General features: G+C 74.3%; 18 protein-coding genes, 1 tRNA gene and 1 riboswitch. Of the genes, 11 read left to right on the top strand and 8 right to left on the bottom strand.

Annotation, left to right across the window (positions count from 1 at the left end; all coding sequences use genetic code 11):
- Window positions 1–3: 3 nt before the first annotated feature.
- From ACFPL3_RS08820 to ACFPL3_RS08810, 3 genes are all read right to left on the bottom strand, one after another.
- Window positions 4–1,296, bottom strand: a complete 1,293-nt coding sequence (locus tag ACFPL3_RS08820) for a cytochrome P450 (RefSeq protein ID WP_343943151.1) — start codon at window positions 1,294–1,296, stop codon at window positions 4–6.
- An 11-nt stretch (window positions 1,297–1,307) separates the two neighbouring features.
- Entirely contained in the window at window positions 1,308–2,228 is a 921-nt protein-coding gene (locus ACFPL3_RS08815; protein ID WP_343943152.1) for an alpha/beta fold hydrolase, read from the bottom strand.
- 151 nt (window positions 2,229–2,379) lie between these two features.
- Complete coding sequence (locus ACFPL3_RS08810; protein ID WP_343943153.1) at window positions 2,380–2,940, bottom strand: CGNR zinc finger domain-containing protein; 561 nt, start codon at window positions 2,938–2,940, stop codon at window positions 2,380–2,382.
- A gap of 90 nt (window positions 2,941–3,030) precedes the next feature.
- Between ACFPL3_RS08810 and ACFPL3_RS08805 the strand changes: the two genes are divergently transcribed.
- From ACFPL3_RS08805 to ACFPL3_RS08795, 3 genes are all read left to right on the top strand, one after another.
- Entirely contained in the window at window positions 3,031–4,200 is a 1,170-nt protein-coding gene (locus ACFPL3_RS08805; protein WP_343943154.1) for an epoxide hydrolase family protein, read from the top strand.
- Between the two features lie 43 nt (window positions 4,201–4,243).
- Window positions 4,244–5,701, top strand: coding sequence for a serine hydrolase domain-containing protein (locus ACFPL3_RS08800; protein WP_379588685.1), 1,458 nt, complete (start codon window positions 4,244–4,246; stop codon window positions 5,699–5,701).
- Between the two features lie 12 nt (window positions 5,702–5,713).
- A riboswitch (Fluoride riboswitch) is annotated at window positions 5,714–5,776 on the top strand.
- Between the two features lie 114 nt (window positions 5,777–5,890).
- The gene (locus ACFPL3_RS08795; RefSeq protein ID WP_343943156.1) at window positions 5,891–6,451 is read left to right on the top strand and encodes a universal stress protein; all 561 of its coding nucleotides are present in this window, start codon (window positions 5,891–5,893) and stop codon (window positions 6,449–6,451) included.
- Between the two features lie 30 nt (window positions 6,452–6,481).
- On the opposite strand, the gene ACFPL3_RS08790 is transcribed toward ACFPL3_RS08795, so the two are convergent.
- A tRNA-Ser gene (locus ACFPL3_RS08790) sits at window positions 6,482–6,569 on the bottom strand.
- Window positions 6,570–6,646: 77 nt separating this feature from the next.
- Between ACFPL3_RS08790 and ACFPL3_RS08785 the strand changes: the two genes are divergently transcribed.
- The 4 genes from ACFPL3_RS08785 to ACFPL3_RS08770 are packed head-to-tail and all read left to right on the top strand — an operon-like array spanning window position 6,647 to window position 10,573.
- Complete coding sequence (locus ACFPL3_RS08785) at window positions 6,647–7,507, top strand: ABC transporter substrate-binding protein (protein ID WP_343943157.1); 861 nt, start codon at window positions 6,647–6,649, stop codon at window positions 7,505–7,507.
- Entirely contained in the window at window positions 7,504–8,370 is an 867-nt protein-coding gene (locus ACFPL3_RS08780; RefSeq protein ID WP_343943158.1) for an amino acid ABC transporter permease, read from the top strand. Before ACFPL3_RS08785 ends, ACFPL3_RS08780 begins: the two co-directional genes overlap by 4 nt.
- On the top strand, window positions 8,367–9,116 hold the full coding sequence (locus ACFPL3_RS08775) for an amino acid ABC transporter ATP-binding protein (RefSeq protein WP_343943159.1): 750 nt from the start codon (window positions 8,367–8,369) through the stop codon (window positions 9,114–9,116). The genes ACFPL3_RS08780 and ACFPL3_RS08775 overlap by 4 nt, the downstream gene beginning before the upstream one ends.
- A 29-nt stretch (window positions 9,117–9,145) precedes the next feature.
- Window positions 9,146–10,573: an alpha/beta hydrolase family protein gene (locus ACFPL3_RS08770; protein ID WP_343943160.1), complete on the top strand. Its 1,428-nt coding sequence runs from the start codon at window positions 9,146–9,148 to the stop codon at window positions 10,571–10,573.
- A 115-nt stretch (window positions 10,574–10,688) separates the two neighbouring features.
- On the opposite strand, the gene ACFPL3_RS08765 is transcribed toward ACFPL3_RS08770, so the two are convergent.
- The gene (locus tag ACFPL3_RS08765) at window positions 10,689–11,153 is read right to left on the bottom strand and encodes a nucleoside deaminase (protein ID WP_343943310.1); all 465 of its coding nucleotides are present in this window, start codon (window positions 11,151–11,153) and stop codon (window positions 10,689–10,691) included.
- A 10-nt stretch (window positions 11,154–11,163) separates the two neighbouring features.
- Entirely contained in the window at window positions 11,164–11,679 is a 516-nt protein-coding gene (locus tag ACFPL3_RS08760; RefSeq protein ID WP_343943161.1) for a tRNA adenosine deaminase-associated protein, read from the bottom strand.
- A gap of 92 nt (window positions 11,680–11,771) precedes the next feature.
- On the opposite strand from ACFPL3_RS08760, the gene ACFPL3_RS08755 reads away from it, so the two are divergent.
- The 4 genes from ACFPL3_RS08755 (at window position 11,772) to ACFPL3_RS08740 (ending at window position 17,157) form a co-directional block, all read left to right on the top strand.
- Window positions 11,772–12,983 (top strand): M20 metallopeptidase family protein, encoded by a 1,212-nt coding sequence (locus ACFPL3_RS08755; protein ID WP_343943162.1) that lies wholly within the window; start codon window positions 11,772–11,774, stop codon window positions 12,981–12,983.
- 10 nt (window positions 12,984–12,993) lie between these two features.
- Window positions 12,994–14,322, top strand: coding sequence for an amidase (locus ACFPL3_RS08750; protein WP_343943163.1), 1,329 nt, complete (start codon window positions 12,994–12,996; stop codon window positions 14,320–14,322).
- A 112-nt stretch (window positions 14,323–14,434) separates the two neighbouring features.
- Window positions 14,435–15,373, top strand: a complete 939-nt coding sequence (locus ACFPL3_RS08745) for a prephenate dehydrogenase (RefSeq protein ID WP_343943164.1) — start codon at window positions 14,435–14,437, stop codon at window positions 15,371–15,373.
- 167 nt (window positions 15,374–15,540) lie between these two features.
- Complete coding sequence (locus tag ACFPL3_RS08740) at window positions 15,541–17,157, top strand: ABC-F family ATP-binding cassette domain-containing protein (RefSeq protein WP_379588683.1); 1,617 nt, start codon at window positions 15,541–15,543, stop codon at window positions 17,155–17,157.
- Window positions 17,158–17,207: 50 nt separating this feature from the next.
- Here ACFPL3_RS08740 and ACFPL3_RS08735 read toward each other — a convergent pair whose 3' ends face one another.
- Window positions 17,208–17,795 carry a putative glycolipid-binding domain-containing protein gene (locus ACFPL3_RS08735; protein WP_343943311.1) on the bottom strand — a complete coding sequence of 196 codons (588 nt, stop codon included), beginning with the start codon at window positions 17,793–17,795 and terminating at the stop codon, window positions 17,208–17,210.
- Window positions 17,796–17,893: 98 nt separating this feature from the next.
- Window positions 17,894–18,808: a non-homologous end-joining DNA ligase gene (ligD, locus tag ACFPL3_RS08730; protein WP_343943312.1), complete on the bottom strand. Its 915-nt coding sequence runs from the start codon at window positions 18,806–18,808 to the stop codon at window positions 17,894–17,896.
- Window positions 18,809–18,866: the final 58 nt, after the last annotated feature.

Raw genomic sequence — 18,866 nt, 5'->3', positions numbered from 1 at the left:
GGCTCAGGGCGCCGGCCGGGCCGTCGTGACGCCGAGCTCGACGGGGAGCGTGTCGACCCCGAACACGAAGGACAGCTTGCGGAACCGCAGCTCCGACGGCTGGGCGACGAGACGGATGTCGGGGAAGCGGCGGACGAGCGCTGGGTAGGCGGCGCGCAGTTCCATGCGGGCGAGCTCGGCCCCGATGCAGCGGTGCAGGCCGTGTCCGAAGGCGAGGTGGGCGCGGGCGGGGCGGGCGGGATCGAACTCGTCCTGCCCGCCGTCGCGGTTGGCCGCGCTCAGGGAGCACAGGACGATGTCGCCCTGCTGGATGGTGGCGCCGCCGATCCGCACCCGTTCCCTGGCGAAGCGCGGGAACGCGACCTGCACGACCGTGAGGTAGCGCAGCAGCTCGTCGACGAACGGGTCGATCGCCTCGTCGCCGTCCCTGATCGCCTCGCGGGTCTGCGGGTGCTGCATGAGCACGATCGTGCCGAGCGCGAGCATGCTGGCCGTGGTCTCCAGCCCTCCGGTGAGCAGGCCGTCGGCGAGACCGGCGAGCTCGTGGTCGGACAGCTCGTCGCCGTGCTCGCGCACCAGCCTGCCGAGCAGCCCGTCGCCGGGGTCGTCGCGCTGGTTCTGCACGATCTTGAGCAGGTACTCCATGGACTCCGAGATCGCACCGAGCGATCCGGTCACCCCGCCGAGCAGGTCGAACCGGGTGGTGGACAGGCGCTGGAACTCGGAGCGGTCGGAGTAGGGCACGCCGAGCAGCTCGCAGATCGTGAGCGACGGGATCGGGAGCGCGAAGCTCTGGACGAGGTCCACCGGCCGCCCCGCCTCGGCGGCGGCCTGCATCTCGTCCAGCTGACCGGTGACGATGGCCTCGATGCGCGGGGTGAGCCTGCGCAGCCGGTGGCCCGTGAACTCCGGCGTGAGGAGCTTGCGGAGCCGGGTGTGGTCGGGCGGGTCGGTGAAGCCGAGGCCGCCCGGGTTCTGCTCCGCCGTGATCCCGACGGTGCCGACGAGGTTGGCGAAGTCGTTGCTGAACGCCGAGGAGTTCGCGAGCACCGCCTTCGTCTCCTCGTACCCGGTGACGAGCCAGGCCCGCAGCCCGAAGGGGAGCTTCATCCGGCTGACCGGCTCGACCGCGCGCCGCGCGCCGAGTTCGGGCACGGGATCCAGCCCTTCGCGCTGCAGGGGCACGAGGGCCGAGTCGGGCAGAACCGACAGCAGCGCGTCCGTGCTTCCGCTACGCCGGCGTCCCAGCCGCAGGCGGGCGAGTGCGGCGATGATGCGTGTGCGGGCCCCCCACATGCGCCAGAACTCTATGCAGGTGGGGCCACTCCATGGTGAGAGTGTGCTGAGATCGGTAGCTGACCGTCGCCGAAGAACGGTCGCAGCGCCGCGGCCAGCTCGTCCGGCGCCTCCTCGGCCATGTGGTGGCCCGACTCGACCGGTCCCCCGCCGCGCAGGTCGGTGGCCCAGTTCCGCCAGATCTCCCGTGGGTCGCCGTGGAGTTCCTCGAGGTCGTCGTGCCGTGACCACAGCACCAGCAGCGGGCAGCGCACCCGCCGGCCGGCGGCCCGGTCGGCCTCCTCGTGCGCGCGGTCGACGCCGAGGCCGGCCCGGTAGTCCTCGAGCATCGCGCGCACCGTGGCCGGGTCGCGGGTGGCGGCCCGGAACTCGCCGTACGCCTCCTCGCCCATGTGCCGCGGGCTGCCGCCGTACCAGGCGTCGGGGTCGGCGAGGATCGCGCGCTCCGGCTTCTCGGGCTGCGCGAAGAAGAACCAGTGCCACCACGACGCGGCGAAGCGGTCGTCGCAGCGCGCCAGGTGCTCGGAGATCGGGATGCAGTCCAGCAGCGCGAGGCGGTCGACGGCATCGGGGTGGTCGAGGGCGAGGCGCAGCGCCACGTAGCTGCCGCGGTCGTGCCCGGCCACGGCGAACCGGTCGTGGCCGAGCGATCGCATCAACCGGAGCAGGTCGCCTGCCATGGCCCGCTTGGAGTACGGGGCGTGGTCCGGTGTGGTGGGCGGCTTCGACGAGCGGCCGTAGCCGCGCAGGTCCGGCACCACGACGGTGTGCCCGGCCGCCACCAGCTGCGGCGCCACCCGGTGCCACGTGGCGCCGGTGCGCGGATGGCCGTGCAGGAGGAGCACCGGCGGGCCGGTCCCGCCGCGGCGCACGTACAGCTGCGCCTCGCCGACGTCGACCGGGCCGGCGGCGAAGCCCTCGAAGAGCGGCATGCCGCCATCGTCGGCCACACCCGCCGGGCGCGCACGACGTCATCGGCACCAGCCCGAACGACCCGGCGGGCGCGGTGCGCGCGCTGCGGGAGCTGCTGGCCCCGCCGCGGCTGGACGAGCCGGCCGCCTAGGCCGACCGGGCCTGATGCGGCTACCGGGCGGCGGCCCGCCCCCGGAAGCGCGCCTTCTTCTCCCGGTTCCCGCACGTGTTCATCTCGCACCACCTGCGGGTGCGGCTGCGGCTGGTGTCGAAGAAGGCGGCCCGGCAGGTGGGCGATGCGCACAGCGCCAGCTTCCCGTCGCGCTCACCCGAGATCACGTCGATCGCGTCGGCGGCGATGACGCCGAGCGCGTCCTCCACCGGGGAGTTCACGCTCAGCTGCCAGCGGCGCTCGCCCTCCGTGGTGAGCACCGCCGCGGCCCGGCCGCGGGCGCTGTGGTCGTTGATGATCTGAACGGCCGGCGCGGGCAGCGGATCCCCGACCGCGGCGGCCGTGGCGGCGGCGTGGATCGCCTCCCTCAGCTCGCGGGCGCGTTCGAGCTGGGCGGGCGTGCAGGAGCGCACGTCCAGGCCGTACACCGCGAGCCAGTCGACGAGCCGCTCCGGGGTGGGGATGCGCTCCACGGGCTCGCCGTGCCGCTCGGACAGGGTGCCGGTGAAGCTCGTAGCCAGCACGCTGCCGAGCCGGAATTCGGGGAACCGCGCAGCCATGGAACCACCATAGCTGGTTGCGTCCCGGCGTGGAGGCATGCGATGCTCGGAACCGTCATTGCCGGTTCTTTCGAGGTCAGGAGGCCTCCCATGCTTGTGCTCACCAGCGACGTGCACGTGTTCGACGCCCACGCCACCGACGCCGACCTGGACGACCTGCGCGCACGCCTGGCCGCGGCCCGGCTACCGGAGGCCGAGACGGTCCGGGGTGCGGGGCCCGGGCGGTGGGACCAGGGCGTTCCGCTCGCCGACCTCGTCGACGTCGTGGAGCACTGGCGCACCGGCTACGACTGGCGGTCGTTCGAGGAGCACCTCGACCGCATCGGCCAGTTCCGCACCACCATCGACGGCGTCGGGATCCACTTCCTGCACCGCCGGTCCGCGCGCGCGGACGCCACGCCGCTGATCATGACGCACGGCTGGCCGGGCAGCGTCGCCGAGTTCGTCCACGTGGTGGAGGAGCTGGCGGACCCGCCCGATGGCGCCGCACCGGCGTTCCACGTGGTGGTCCCCTCGCTGCCCGGGTTCGGCTACAGCGACAAGCCGGCCACCACCGGGTGGGGCACCGGGAAGATCGCGGCCGCCTGGGTGGAGCTGATGGAAAGGCTCGGCTACCACCGGTTCGTCGCGCACGGCGGCGACTGGGGAGGCGTGATCACCACGATCCTCGCCGGCCGCCACCCCGAGCACGTCATCGGCATCCACAGCACCCTGGCGCAGGCGCCGCCCGGGTTGAGCACCGACGGCCTGACCGCGGTCGAACGGCGGTGGGCCGAGGAGACCCGAGACTTCTGGCGCCACCGCGCGGCGTACGCGAAGCAGCAGGCCACCCGGCCGCAGACCATCGGCTACTCGCTCGTCGACTCGCCGGTCGGGCTGCTGGCCTGGATCCTCGACAAGTTCGCCGAGTGGTCGGACACCGAGGACAGCCCGTTCGAGACGCTCTCGATGGACCGGGTCCTCGACGACGTCACCCTGTACTGGCTGACGCGGACCGGCGCGTCCGCGGCCCGCATCTACCACGAGAGCCACGACTCGCTGGACCCCGAACTCCGCGTCGACGTCCCGGCCGCGATCAGCATGTACCCCGCCGACATCGAGAAGTGCCCGCGACCCTGGGCGCAGGCGCGGTACCGGCGGATCGTCCGGTGGCGCGAGCCCGGGAGGGGCGGCCACTTCCCGTCGCTGGAGGTGCCCGGGTACTTCGTGGAGGACCTGCGGGAAGGTCTCGCGGCGGTGCTGGCCGCCGCCCGGCGCTGAATAGGCCTGGTGATCGGGCGGTGCGCTCGACATGATCGCGCGTATGCCGAGCGACGAGCAGTCTCCTGCGCAGGCCCTGTTGCCGCGGGCGACGCCGACCGCTGTGGGGGTGCCGGCGCACGCGGTCGCCGCGGTGCTGGACCGGCTCGAGGCGCGCTCCATCGAGTGCCACTCGATCATGATGGTGCGCCATGGTCACGTCCTCGCCGAAGGCTGGTGGGCGCCGTACTCGGCCGAACGCCCGCACCTGCTCTACTCGGTGACCAAGTCGTTCACCTCGATCGCCGTGGGGCTGGCGATCGCCGACGGGCTGCTCGCGCTGGACGACCGGGTGGTGGACGTGCTGCCCGACCGCGTTCCGGACGACGTCTCCGAGCAGGGAGGTCGCATCACCGTGCACCACCTGCTGTCCATGACGGCCGGACACGATGCGGACTGCCTCGACGAGGCCTGGGGGCGGGAACCGGGCGACCTCGTCAGGGGCTTCCTGCGCGTGCCGTTCCCGGAGGTCGAGGGCACCCGGCACGCTTACGACAACGCGACCACCTACGTCCTGGCCCGGATGGTCGAACGGGTCACCGGCCGCGGCCTGCCGGAGTTCCTCGACGAGCGCCTCTTCACGCCCATGGGTGTCGACCACGCCGAGTGGGACCGGGTGGCCGGCGGCGCCGCGTTCGGGTTCCACGGCCTGCACCTCACGACCGAGGCCGTCGCCGCGTTCGGCGAGCTGCTGCTGCGCGGAGGCCGCTGGGGCGAGCGGCAGCTCGTCCCGCACGACTGGGTCGAGCTCGCGACCAGGAGGCACGTCGCGACGCTGCCGGCCGCGGACGAACCCCAGAACCCCGACTTCCTGTGCGGTTACGGGTACCAGTTCTGGATGTCGCGGCACGGCTACCACGGCAACGGCTCCTACGGCCAGCAATGCATCGTGGTCCCATCGCACGATCTCGTGGTCGCCGTGACCAGCGGCCACCGGAACGAGGACTCGCCGGCGCAGGCCGTGTTCGACGCGATCTGGGAGTGCCTGCTGCCCCGTCTGGACGTGGTGGACGGCGCCGGGGACGACGAGCGCCTCGCCGAGCGACTGCGCACGCTGTCGCTGCCACTCGTCCCCGGTTCGGCCGACCCGGGACGTTCCGTCACGGCGCGGCTCGACGCCTCCGCCGAGGGGTCGGCGCTGCCCGACGGCGCCACGGTGGTCGTCGATCCCGTCGAGGGCGGCTGGCTCCTGCGTCTCGGGGCCGATCTCGACATCGAGGCGGGCCACGGCCGGTGGCGGGAGAGCGCTCCGCTCGGCCGGCCGATCGTCGCGGCCGGCGCGTGGCAGGGCGGCACGTTCATCGCCGACCTCTACGTCATCACGACCCCGCACCGGGTGCGGCTCGTGGTCGACGCCGAGGCACGGACGGCGGTGGCGACGTGGAGCACCGTGCCCCTGACGGGGCCCAGCCTGGTGCTGCACGTGACGGCGCCCCTGATGACGCGGCCCGACGTCGCATAACGGAGTATGATGCGGCTCACAGGCGATGGGGCTCGCCGTTGACCGCCCACACGGGCTGATGGCTCCTACCGACAGGGATCGACTCTGGAGGTGGGGAGCGTGTCCGGATTCCGATCCGCCCCTCCACCTCGCCGTCTCCGGTCGGTTCACCACCAACCCTCGCCGGAGATCCGGAACGAGGAGGACGACATGTCCGAGACGCTCGAACGACCCACGAATGCCACCGCCGAGCCGAGTAGGACGCCGACCGCCACGCTCGTCGTCGGGCACCGCCACGGCTCCTCGGACGACCGCGCCCTCACCGTCGCCGCCGACCTCGGACGCCGGCTCGACGCCCGGCTGCACGTCGTCCACGTCGTGGTGCTCGCCGACTACCCTGTCGACCCCGACGCCGCCGACTGGGACGAACGAGGCGAACAGACCCTCGCAGAGGAACGCCACCACGTCGAGGCCGCGCTCGTCCGAACGGGCCTCCGGTGGTCCTACGAGTCCTGCAAGGGAGCTCCCGCCACGGCGCTCGCGCACGCCGCCGTGGAACGCGACGCCCTCCTGATCGTCGTGGGCACCCGCGGCGCCGGGCTCCGCGCCACCCTCTCCCGCTTCGCCCGACCCTCCGTCTCCCACGCCCTCGTCGAACGCCAGGACCGGCCCGTCCTCGTCGTCCCGCCGCTGCGCGGCGACCGGCGCGCACGGCCGGGCAGCACACACGGCAACCCGCGACCACAACGACGAACGCCGGGCCCTCCGTGACAGGAGGCCCGGCGTCTCGCCCGTTCGAGCTGGCGGTAGCGGTGGGATTTGAACCCACGGAGGCTTGCACCTCACGCGCTTTCGAGGCGCGCTCCTTCGGCCGCTCGGACACGCTACCGCCGACGAGTTTAGCGGTCCGGTGGCCACGGACGTCCCGGGGGTGATCCCGCCGCGAGCGCGGGGGAGAATCCGGCGGTGATCTCCTCGTCTGCGACGCGGCGGGTGCTGGTGGCGGCCGCGCTCGTCCTCTCGGCCGCCGCCTGTGCTCCGGAGCCGGAAGCTCCGCCGGCCTCGGGTGGGTCGTCCTGCGAACCCGGCGCCCTGCCCACCCTCACGGCGGGCACGCTCACGGTGGGCACCGACCAGCCGGTGTACCTGCCGTGGTACCTGGACGACGATCCGTCGTCCGGCCGCGGGTTCGAGAGCGCCGTGGCGTACGCGATCGCCGAGGGGCTGGGGTACCCGCAGGAGCAGGTCGCCTGGGTGCGGGTGCCGTTCAACGCCGCGATCCAGCCGGGCCCGAAGACCTACGACCTGAACCTCACGGAGTTCTCGGTCACGCCGGAGCGCGCGCAGGCGGTGGACTTCTCGGCGCCCTACTACGACGTGAAGCAGGCCGTCGTCTCCCTCGGGACGGGTCCGGCCGCGGGTGCCACGTCGATCGCCGACCTGAAGGGCGTGCGGCTGGGGGCTCAGGTGGGCACCACGAGCTACCAGGCGATCGTCGACCAGATCGCCCCGTCCACCGAGCCCGCGGTGTTCAACACCAACGACGACGCGAAGCTCGCGCTGTCCAACGGGCAGGTCGACGCGATCGTGGTGGACCTGCCCACCGCCTTCTACATCACCTCGGCGGAGCTGGAGGGCTCGCGGATCGTCGGGCAGCTGCCCCTGGGCAGCGGCACGCCGGAGCAGTTCGCGGCCGTGCTGGACAAGGGCAGCGCGCTCACCCCGTGCGTCTCCGAGGTGGTCGAGCGGCTGCGCGCGGACGGCACACTCGCCGCGCTGGAGGAGCAGTGGCTGGCGTCGACGGAGACCGCGCCGGAGCTGCGGTGACCGCGAGCGCTGAGCAGTCGGCGCAGCAGGTGGCGTTGAGCCCGCTCGCGCAGGAGCGGCTGGCCTACCGCCGCTCGCGGGCCCGGCGCTCCACCCTGGTGGCGCTGGTCTCCACCGTGGTGTTCGCCGCGGCCGTGGTGGTCGGGTTGACCAGCGCTCCGGGCTGGCCGCGGGTCCAGGAGACGTTCCTGGACCTGCGGGTGGGCTGGGACTCCCTGCCCGCGGTCGCGGCGGGGCTGTGGCTGAACGTGCGGGTGCTCGTGGTGGCCGAGATCGGGGTGCTGCTGCTCGGGCTGCTGATCGCGGTGCTGCGCACGCTGCGCGGGCCGGTGCTGTTCCCCCTGCGGGCCCTGGCCACCGGCTACGTCGACCTGTTCCGCGGCATCCCGCTGCTCATCGCGCTCTACCTGATCGGCTTCGGGGTGCCCGCATTGCGCCTGCAGGGGGTGCCCACCGACACCGCCGTGCTCGGCACGATCACGCTGATCCTCATCTACTCCGCGTACGTGGCCGAGGTCTTCCGCGCCGGCATCGAGTCGGTGCACCCCTCGCAGCGCGCCGCGGCCCGCTCGCTGGGCCTGACCCACCGCCAGTCGATGCGGCTGGTGATCCTGCCCCAGGCGGTGCGGCGGGTCCTGCCGCCGCTGCTCAACGACTTCGTCGCCCTGCAGAAGGACGTCGGGCTGATCTCGGTGCTCGGCGCGGTCGACGCGATCCGCGCCGCCCAGATCGCCTCGGCCCAGACGTTCGACTTCACCCCCTACGTCGTGGCCGCACTGCTGTTCGTCCTGCTCGCGATACCCACCGGACGCATCGCCGACGCCGTGGCCGCGCGCGCCAACCGCAGGCAGGGGCTCGCATGACCCCCGTCCTGGACGTGCGCGGGCTCGTCAAGCGCTACGGCGACAACGTCGTGCTCGACCACGTCGACCTCGCCGTCGACGAGCACCAGGTCGTGACGCTCATCGGGTCGTCCGGCTCCGGGAAGTCGACCCTCCTGCGCTGCGTCGACCTGCTCGAGGACATCGACGACGGCCAGGTGCTGCTCGACGGCGTCGACGTCTCCGACCCGCGCGCCGACACCGCCGCCGCACAGCGGCGGATGGCGATCGTGTTCCAGGCGTTCAACCTGTTCCCCCACATGACCGCGCTGGCCAACGTCGCGCTGGCCCCGCGCGTGGTGCACGGGGTGCCGCCCGCCGACGCCGACGACCGGGCCCGCGAACTGCTCCACCGCGTCGGGCTCGCCGACAAGGCCGACGCCCACCCCGACCAGCTGTCCGGCGGCCAGCAGCAACGCGTCGCGATCGCCCGCGCGCTCGCCGTCCGCCCGCGGCTGCTCCTGCTCGACGAGATCACCTCCGCGCTCGACCCGGAGCTGGTCGGCGAGGTGCTCGGGATCGTCCGCGGTCTCGCCGCCGACGGCGTCACGATCCTCATGGCCACCCACGAGATGGGCTTCGCCCGCCAGGTCTCCGACCACGTCTGCTTCCTCGACGGCGGCCGGGTCCTCGAGTCCGGCCCGCCCGCCCAGGTCCTCGGCGAGCCCGAGCACGAACGCACCCGCGAATTCCTGGCGCGCGTGATCGCCGCGGGGCGACTGGGGTAGATGCCCGTTCCTCCAATACGGTGACGCGCATGCGCCGGTTGCTCGCCGCTCTGCCCGTCGTGCTGCTGTTGCTCGCGGGCTGCGGGGCGACGCAGCCACCGCCGCCGCCACCGCCACCCCCCGCCCCGGTGACGCCCACGGTGGAGACCACGGCGGGTGAGTGGGCCGGCCGGATCGGGATCCCGGGCGCCCCGGTGGAGATCGGCATCCGGCTCACGGCGGAGAACGGCGGGCTGCGCGGGGCGATCGACATCCCGGCGCAGGCGATCAAGGGGATGCCGCTGTCCGACGTGCTGCTCGAGAACCGCGAGTTCTCGTTCCGCCTCCCCGAGGCAGGGGGCGACGCGTGGTTCCGGGGCACCTTCGAGGCGGACGGCAAGACCATCCCCGGCGCGTTCACGCAGTTCGGGCAGTCGTACCCGCTCGTGCTGCGGCCGGGGCCGCCCGCGGGCAGGCCGCAGGAGCCCAAGGCGCCGTTCCCGTACCGCAGCGAGGACGTCACCTACCCGGGCGCGGGCGTGGACCTGGCCGGCACCCTGACAACGCCGGAGGGGCCGGGGCCGTTCACGGCCGTCGTGCTCGCCAACGGCAGCGGCCCGCAGGACCGCAACGAGGAGCTCTTCGGGCACAAGCCGTTCCTGCTGCTCGCCGACCTCCTGACCCGCGCCGGTTACGCGGTGCTGCGCGTCGACGACCGCGGCGTCGGCGGGTCCGGCGGACAGCTCCACGAGGCGAACTACGACACCCTCACCGGCGACCTCGTGGCGGGTGTGGAGTTCCTCCGCGGCCGTCCGGAGATCAACCGGGACCGGATCGGGGTGCTCGGGCACAGCGAGGGCGGCTACCTCGCGCCGCTGGTCGCCCAGCGCACCCCGATCGCGTTCGTGATCATGCTCGCCGGCCCGGCCGCCACCGGCGAAGAGGTGCTCGCGGCGCAGAACCAGCTGCTGCTGGAATCCGCCGGGGCGCCGCCCGAGGTCGTGCAGAACCAGGTCGCGTACGTGCACGCGCTGGTCTCCCTGCTGCGCTCCGAGGACTACCAGCGGGCCCGGGCCCTCGCCGTGCGGCAGCTCGTCTCCCAGGCCATGGGCCTGCCCCCGGACCAGCAGCCCAGCCCGGAGGAGATCGAGGCCCAGGTGGACGCCACCGTCAACCCGTACTACCGCTCGTGGGCCGTGCACGACCCCGCACCGGCGCTGCAGGCGTTGCGGGTGCCGGTCCTCGCGGTGTTCGGGGGCGCCGACCTGCAGGTCCCGGCCGGGCAGAACGAGCCGCTGATGCGTTCCCACCTCGCCGGGAACCCCGACAGCACCGTGCGCACCCTGCCCGGGCTCAACCACCTGATGCAGCCGGCGAGCAGCGGCGGACTCGAGGAGTACGCCACGATCGACATCACCATCGACCCGTCGGCACTCGACCTCGTGCGCAACTGGATCACGCAACGCTTCCCGCGGTAGACCCCGGCCCCCCGGGGCCCCGCCCCTTATGCCAGCAAGGTGGCTTTACTGGCGTAATAGGCCAGCAAAGCCACCATGCTGGCGTAACGGGGCCGCGGGGCCGCAGGGCCGTCCGCTAGCCGCGGTGGTCCGCGAAGAAGGCCTCCAGCGCCGCGGCGCACTCGGCCTCGAGCACCCCGCCCACCACCTCGGGGCGGTGGTTCAGCCGCCGGTCGCGCAGCACGTCCCAGAGCGAGCCGGCGGCGCCCGTCTTCGGCTCCCACGCACCGAACACGACCCGCCGCACGCGGGCCAGTCCGAGCGCTCCGGCGCACATCGTGCACGGCTCGACGGTGACGGCCACGGTGCAGCCCTCGAGACGCCACTCCCCCACCACGCGCGCGGCGGCTCGCAGCGCGAGCAGTTCGGCGTGGGCCGTGGGGTCGCCGAGCGCCTCGCGGGCGTTGCAGGCAGCGGCCAGCTCGCGGCCCGTGGCGTCGACGACGACGGCCCCGATCGGGACGTCACCGGTGGCGGGGGCGGCCGCTGCGACGTCGAGCGCGCGCCGGATCAGCGCCTCGTCGGCGGCGAGGGGTGGGATCAACGGCGCACTAGCCGAGGACCTCGGCGAGCGCGTCGGCGAACCCGCACCGGCGGGCGATGGCCGCCAGCTGCTCGTCCGGGTAGAGCTCCACCTCCGCGGCGAGCACCTCGAGCTCGTCGGCGGGCAGGCCGAGGTCGGCGACGATCCCGAGGTCGCCCTCCGGCCACGGCGGGGCGTCGAGGGCGTCCTCCTCGGGCGGGAGGTCGACGCGCAGCAGGTCGAGGACGTCGGCGGCCACGTCGTAGTCGAGGGCCGCCACGGCGTCGGAGACCATCAGCGCCACCCCGCCCGGCGTGGGCCGCAGCAGCACGAAGAACTCGTCGTCGACGTCGAGCAGGCCGAGCACCGCGCCGGTGGAGTGCAGCGACCGCAGCTCGGTGATGGCTTTGTCGAGGTCGACGAGCGCCTCGGGGGCCAGGCGCACGCAACGCCACAGGCCGTCCTCCCGGATCGCCGCGACGGCGTATCCGGGCAGGGCCTGTTCCCGCACGTCCGCGGGACGCTGCACGCTCTGCACCGCCATGCCCCTACGGTAAGCCTCCGGGTGACTGTGCTCCAAACCACAACGGGAAGTTGGCCCCCGCGTCACCTCCCGGAGATGCCAGGATCGTGCACATGTCGCTACCGGGTGCCCCGATCGACGGACTGCACGCCCACGCGCGCAGCGTCCAACCGCGCACGGTCACACTGCGTCGCGCGCTGCACCGCCATCCCGAGCTCGGGCTCGACCTGCCCCGCACCCGCGACGCGGTGGTCGCGGCCCTGGCCGACCTACCGGTGCAGGTGCACCTCGGGCGGTCGGTCAGCTCGGTGGTGGCCGTGCTGGAGGGGCACCGGCCGGGCCCCACGATCCTGCTGCGCGGCGACATGGACGCCCTGCCGATGCCGGAGGACACGGGGCTTCCGTTCGCCTCCGAGGTGAGCGGCACGATGCACGCCTGCGGGCACGACACGCACGTGGCGATGCTGGCGTCGGCGGCCCACGTGCTCGCGGAGCGGCGTGACCAGATCAGGGGGCGTGTCGTGTTCATGTTCCAGCCCGGCGAGGAAGGTTTCCACGGCGCGCGGTACATGATCGAGGAGGGCCTGCTCGACCGCAGCGGCCCCGCCGGGCGGCCGGATGCCGCGTTCGCCCTGCACATCTCCGCCACGCTGCCCTCCGGTGAGGTGCACGCGCGGCCCGGGCCGCTGATGGCGGCCGCCGACGTCATCCGGGTCACGGTCAACGGGCGCGGCGGGCACGCGTCAGCCCCGCACGACGCGCTCGACCCGGTGCCTGCGGCCGCGGCGATGGTGGGGGCGCTGCAGACGGCCGTGACCCGGCGGATCGACACCCACCAGCCGGTGGTGCTCACGATCGCGCACATCATCGCGGGCACCACCAACAACGTGATCCCGGAGACCGCCGTGCTCGAGGGCACGCTGCGCAGCCTCTCCGAGAGCACCCGAGCCACGATGTACGAGGAGATCCGGCGGGTCTGCCGGCACACCGCGATGGCCCACGGGTGCACGGCCGAGGTGGAGATCGAGCCGGGCTACCCCGTCACGGTCAACGACTCCGGGGCCACCGACCACGTCACCGCGCTCGCGGGCGACGTGCTCGGCCGGGACAGCGTGGCCACCATGCCGGCGCCGATCATGGGGGCCGAGGACTTCTCCTACGTGCTCGCCGAGGTGCCGGGCGCGCTGGCGTTCCTCGGCGGCTGCCCACCCGGCGTCGACCCCGCGGTCGCCCCGCCCAACCACTCCAACCGCGTCGTCTTCGACGAGGAAGCCATGGCCGCGGGGGTCGCCGTCTACGCAGGGCTGGCGTTGTCCGGCCTGTAAGGATGGCGGGGTGCTGCCTGACCTCCGCGAACTCGGTATGTCCCTGCGCTCCCGGGAGCTGTCCGCCACCGACCACGTCCGGGACGTGCTGGAACGCCTCTCCGCCGACACCTGCAACGCCGTCATCACGCTGGACGCCGAGCGCGCGCTCACCGCGGCCGCCGAACGGGACGCCGAGCTGGCGCGCGGCGAGTGGCGGGGCCCGCTGCACGGCGTCGCGGTGGGGGTGAAGGACCTGATCGACGTGGCCGGGCTCCCGACCCGGGCCGGCTCGAACGTCCTCGCCGACGCCGCGCCCGCAGCGGCGGACGCCCCGGTGGTGGCCCGGTTGCGCGAGGCGGGCGCCGTGGTCGTGGCGAAGCTGCACACCCACGAGTTCGCCTACGGGCCCACCGGCGACATCGCCGCCACCGGGCCCGCGCGCAACCCGCACGACCCCACGCGGATCACCGGCGGTTCGTCGTCGGGATCCGCGGCCGCGGTGGCCGCCGGGCACGTGCCGCTGGCGCTGGGCACCGACACCGGCGCGAGCGTCCGCACCCCCGCCGCGCTGTGCGGTGTGGTCGGGCTCAAGCCGGCGTACAACGCGCTGCCCGCCGAGGGCTGCTTCCCGCTCTCGGAGTCCCTCGACCACGTCGGCGTGCTCGCCCCGGACGTACATGCGGCGTCCGTCGCGTGGGACGTGCTCAGCCGCCCCGACGGCACCGGCGGCGGCATCCAGGCGCCCGGCGTGGACGGCGTGCGGGTCGGCCTGCTCACCGACGAGTACTGGCGCCCGTACGACCCGGCGCTCGCGAAGGCCGTCGACGCCGCGGCGGCCCGCCTGCAGGCCAGGGGTGCCCGCCTGGAGGAGGTGCGCACCCCGATGATCGAGGAGCTCGCCGCCACCTACCCCGTGATCGTCGGCGCCGAGGCCTACGCCACGCACGCGCGGTGGCTGGCCGAGCGGCCCGGGGACTACCAGCCGATCACCCGGGAGCGGCTGCTCCCGTTCGCCGACCAGCCGGCCCGGGCGTACGTCGACGCCCTGCGCACGCGCCGCCGCCTCACCGCGGCGTTCCGCGCGGCCGTGGCCGACCTCGACGTCCTCCTCCTGCCCACCACCCGGCTGCGCGCCACGCCGATCGGGCAGTCGGAGGTGGAGGTGGACGGCACGGAGGTCGCCGTGCGGCCCCAGCTGCTCGGGCTCACCCTGCCGTTCAACCTCACCGGCTGGCCCGCGGCCTCCGTGCCCGGGGAGGTGGCCGACGACGGCCTCCCCACGGGCGTCCAGATCGTCGGGGTGCGGCTGGAGGAGCGCGGCGTCCTCCGCGTGGCGGCGGCGGCCGCCCCCAGCTGAGAGGCCCCGGCCCCCGTGCCGAGACGCCGGCAAGGTGGCTTTGCCGGCGCATTACGCCAGTAAAGCCACCTTGCCGGCACACGGGTGGGGCCGCCCGCGTACCGTGCGCCGCGTGACGGAGCGGGCGGTGTGCGTGATCGGCGCCGGTCTGATCGGCGGGTCCCTGATGCGGGCGGCCGACAAGGCCGGGCGGGCGGTGTGGGGGACGACCGCGTCCGACGCGACCGCGGCCCAGGCGCGCGCCGACGGGTTCGACGTGGGCACCGACACCGACGCCGCGCTGCGCCGGGCCGCCGAGGCGGACGCGCTCGTGGTGCTGGCCGTGCCGCTGACGGCGCTCGACGGCGTGCTGCGCCGGGTGGACGCGGTGGCCCCGGACTGCCGCCTGACCGATGCCGTGAGCGTCAAGGTCGCGGTGGCCGACGCCGTGGCCCGGTTCGCGCCGCGCGCCCGCTACGTGGGCGGGCACCCGATGGCGGGCACCGCGGAGTCGGGCTGGTCCGCCGGGAGCGCCGACCTGTTCGCGGGGGCGGCCTGGGTGGTGGCCGCCGATGACGGGGCCGACCTCGACGTGTGGGCCGACGTCGCGGAGCTGGCGTGGGCGTGCGGGTCCCGGGTGGTGCCCGCTGCGTCCGACGAGCACGACCTCGCGGTGGCGCGCGTGTCGCACCTGCCGCACCTGCTCGCCGCGGTGCTCGCGTCGGTGGGCGCCGCGGGCGAGGACGATCTGCCGCTCGCGCTCGCCGCGTCCTCGTTCGCCGACGGCACGCGGGTGGCGGGCACCCGCCCCGAGCTCGTGCTCGCGATGTGCGAGGGCAACCGGGACGCGCTGCTCGCCGCCGTGGACGACGCGCTGGGCCGCCTCGGCGCGATGCGCGGAGCGCTCGCCTCGACGGGCGGGCTCGCGGCCACGGTCCGGGCCGGCCACGAGGGGCGGCTGCGCTGGGCCGCGGCCCGCGACCCCCGGCAGGTGCGCGTGCGCCGGGGCACCGCCGTGGCCGAGCTGCGGGAGATCGGCCGCCGCGGCGACGCGGTGGTCGGCTGGGCCTGACCGGAATCACGGTGCCCGCACAGCCGCGGCTTGGTAGCGTCGTGATCGTGCACCTGTACTTCCTCTGAGACGTCGGATCCGTCCGACGTCCATCGCACATTCCCGGACCTCCCGACCCACGGTCGGTGATGACGCCTGTCGGCGCGGGTCCGGTTCCGGAGGAAGCAGTGTCCACCGTCATCGATCGATCCACCCGTGCCCATCTCACGGCGTCCGGCGTGCACGTCGCGCGCGGTGGGCGCCCCGTGCTGACCGGCGTCGACCTCACCGTCTCCGCGGGCGAGCGCCTCGGCGTCGTCGGGGAGAACGGCCGGGGCAAGACCACCCTCCTGCAGGTGCTCGCGGGCACCCTCGTGCCCGACGCGGGCTCGGTGCACCGCGCGGGCACCGTCGGCGTGGCCGACCAGGAGATCCCCGTCGCGGACGGGCGCACCGTCGGCGAGCTCATCGACGTCGAGCTCGCGGGGGTCCGCGCGATCCTGCGCCGGTTCGAAACCGCGGTCGCCGACCTCGCCGCGGAGCAGCCCGGCGCCGAGCAGAGGTACGCCGACGCGCTCGCGGCGGCCGAAGCCGTCGACGCCTGGGACGCCGACCGGCGCGTCGACCTGTCGCTGGCCGCGCTCGGGGCGGTCGACGACCGTTCTCGTCGGCTCGACACCCTGTCGGTGGGGCAGCGCTACCGCATCCGGCTGGCCTGCCTGCTCGGCGCGCGCCACGACCTGCTGCTGCTCGACGAGCCCACCAACCACCTCGACGCGGGCGGCCTCGACCACCTCACCGCCCGGCTGCGCGAGCACGCGGGCAGGGTCGTGCTGGTGAGCCACGACCGGGCGCTGCTCGCCGACGTCGCCACGGCGGTGCTCGACCTGGACCCGACCAGCGACGGGCGGCCGCGCACGTACGCGGGCGGCTTCGCGGGCTACCGGGAGGGGCACCGCGCCGAGCGCGAACGCTGGGCGGCGGAGCACCGGGAGCAGCAGCGGGAGCGGCAGCGCCTGTCCGACGACCTCTCCGCGGCGCAGAACCGGCTCTCCACCGGGTGGCGCCCCGACAAGGGCACCGGCAAGCACACGCGCGCGACCCGGGCCCCCGCCCTGGTACGGGCCGTGCACCGGCGGCGGGCGGACCTCGAGGCGCACGCCGTCACCGCGCCCGAACCGCCGCTGCGGTTCAGCGCGCCGCCGCTGCCCGCACTGCCGGGTGCGACGCTCCTGGACGCCGTGGACGTCACGGTCGCCGGGCGGCTGGACCGCCCGCAGTCGCTCGCGCTGAGCTCCGGCGACCGGCTCGTGGTGACCGGGCCGAATGGCTCCGGGAAGTCGAGCCTCCTCGCCGCGCTCGCGGGGAGGATCGAGCCCGGCACGGGGCGCGTGCACCGGTCGCGATCGGCCCGGGTGGGGATCCTCGCCCAGGAGTCACCGCCTGCGTCACGACAGCGGGCGCTCGACGTCTACGACGCCGCGGTCGGCCGGCTCGTCACCGCGGGCCGCATCGCCGAGGGCGACGTCGTGCCGCTCGGTGCGCTCGGGCTGCTGACCGGCCGGGACGCGCGCCGCCCGGTGGCGGAGCTGTCGGTCGGCCAGCAGCGCCGCCTCGACCTGGCCGTGCTGCTCGCCGCCCGGCCGCACGTCGTGCTGCTGGACGAGCCGACCAACCACCTGTCGATCGCGCTCGTCGACGAGCTCACCGAGGCCGTGCGGGCCACACCCGCGGCCGTGGTGATCGCCACCCACGACCGGCAGCTGCTGCGCGACACCGGGGAGTGGCCCCGGCTGGCCCTCTGATGCTCAGGACGAGAAACCCGAGGCCATCGACAGGACAGCGACCGGACAGATCAGCTCGCTGCGGGCTCCAGCCGGCGCGCGAGCCCCGGGTAGCTGGTGACGACGCCTTCGCCGTCGACGACGAGGTCGGCGGTGAAGTCGCCCCACCGGAACCCGATCTCGGCGTGGCCGGTGCCCTCGTCCAGCTCCGACACGGTGCGGTAGCTCTGCTCGACCACCCGCACCTCGAGGTCGGGCAGCGACACGAACACCATCGGCACGATGTGCTCGCCCGCCTGCCGGTGCAGGCCGAGCCTGCGGATCGGGATCGTGTTGAACATCGGGCTGAACTCGAGGTCGACGTCGAGCGCGCCCGCGCAGTCGTCGCGCGTGGTGCCGGTGCCGGTGCCGGTGTCGAGCAGCCAGACCCCGTCGTCGGTGCGGTTGATCGTGAGATGCCGCTCCCGCTCGGCGGTGGCGCTGGTGACCGAGAGCCGCGACAGCGTGCCGTCCTCACCCACCACCAGCCGGTAGGAGGCGGTGAAGCCCCCTGCCGGCTCGACGCGCACCATCCGTCCGAGGGCGCGGAACCCACCGTGACCGGGGAGCATCCGAACGCCCTCGAGGCCATGGCCGTCCTCGGCCTGCCACGTCAGCATCGTCGTCACCGGTGCAACCGTAGTCGAGGGTGGCAGCATTCGTGACCTTGTGACCGGACGTATCGCAGCACGTGACGGGCCGGTCGCCGCGGGTGACCTCAGGTGCCGTCCAGCTCGACGTGCGCGGGGTCGAGGTCGTCGCGCACGCCGCGGAACACCGGGTGCCACAGCCGCCCGCCCGCGGTCCACCCGGTGTGGGTCACCTCGACGACCGCTGTCGGCTCGCACCACCGCACGCCCACCGCCTCGGCGCGCGGCAGGGGCTCCGCGAACGGGGAGGCGCCGGCCGGGAGCAGCCGGTCCTCGAGGAGCCGCTGGACGCGGTCGCCGGCGAGCCCGGAACCGACGCGGCCGACGTAGCGCAGCCCGCCCCCGCCGGGCACGCCGAGCAGCAGCGCCCCGATCCGGTGGGAACCGCCGCGCTCGGGCCGCCAGCCGCCCACGACGCAGGCCTGCGCGTGCCGGTGGGTGACCTTCGTCCAGCTGGGGCTGCGCCGCCCGGGCCGGTACACGGCGTCGCGCCGCTTCGCGACCACCCCCTCCATCCCCCGCTCGCGCGTGGCGTCCAGCAGTGCGGCGCCGTCGGTGTAGATCGGGGAGAGCGAGAGCACCGGGACGGACGCCAGGTCCATGCGTTCGAGGGTGCCGCGGCGCTCCTCGAAGGGTCGTTCCAGGAGCGGCACCCCGTAGAGCCGGAGCACGTCGAACACCATGAACGTGACCGGCCGCGCCTGGGCCACCCGCGGCGCCACCGGGCCGTGCATGCGGTCGGCCAGCGCGGCGAAACTGGGCACGCCGTTCTCCAGCAGCACCACCTCGCCGTCGAGCAGCACGTCGGGCGCGAGCGCGGTGAGCGCGCCCAGCTCGGGGAAGCTCGCGGTGACGTCGCGCTCGCTGCGGCTGGACAGCCGGACCCGGCCGTCGGCGACGTCGGCGAGCAGCCGCATCCCGTCCCACTTCACCTCGAACAACCACTCCGGGCCGCTCGGAAGGGCGCCGGGGGTGGCGAGCATGGGCTGCACGCCGCCATGCTGGCACCAATACTCGCGATTCGCGGAGGGAACGGGGGCT

This window comes from Pseudonocardia zijingensis, assembly GCF_042657305.1.
Taxonomy (GTDB): domain Bacteria; phylum Actinomycetota; class Actinomycetes; order Mycobacteriales; family Pseudonocardiaceae; genus Pseudonocardia; species Pseudonocardia zijingensis.
This window is presented reverse-complemented; position numbering and strand designations above follow the sequence as displayed.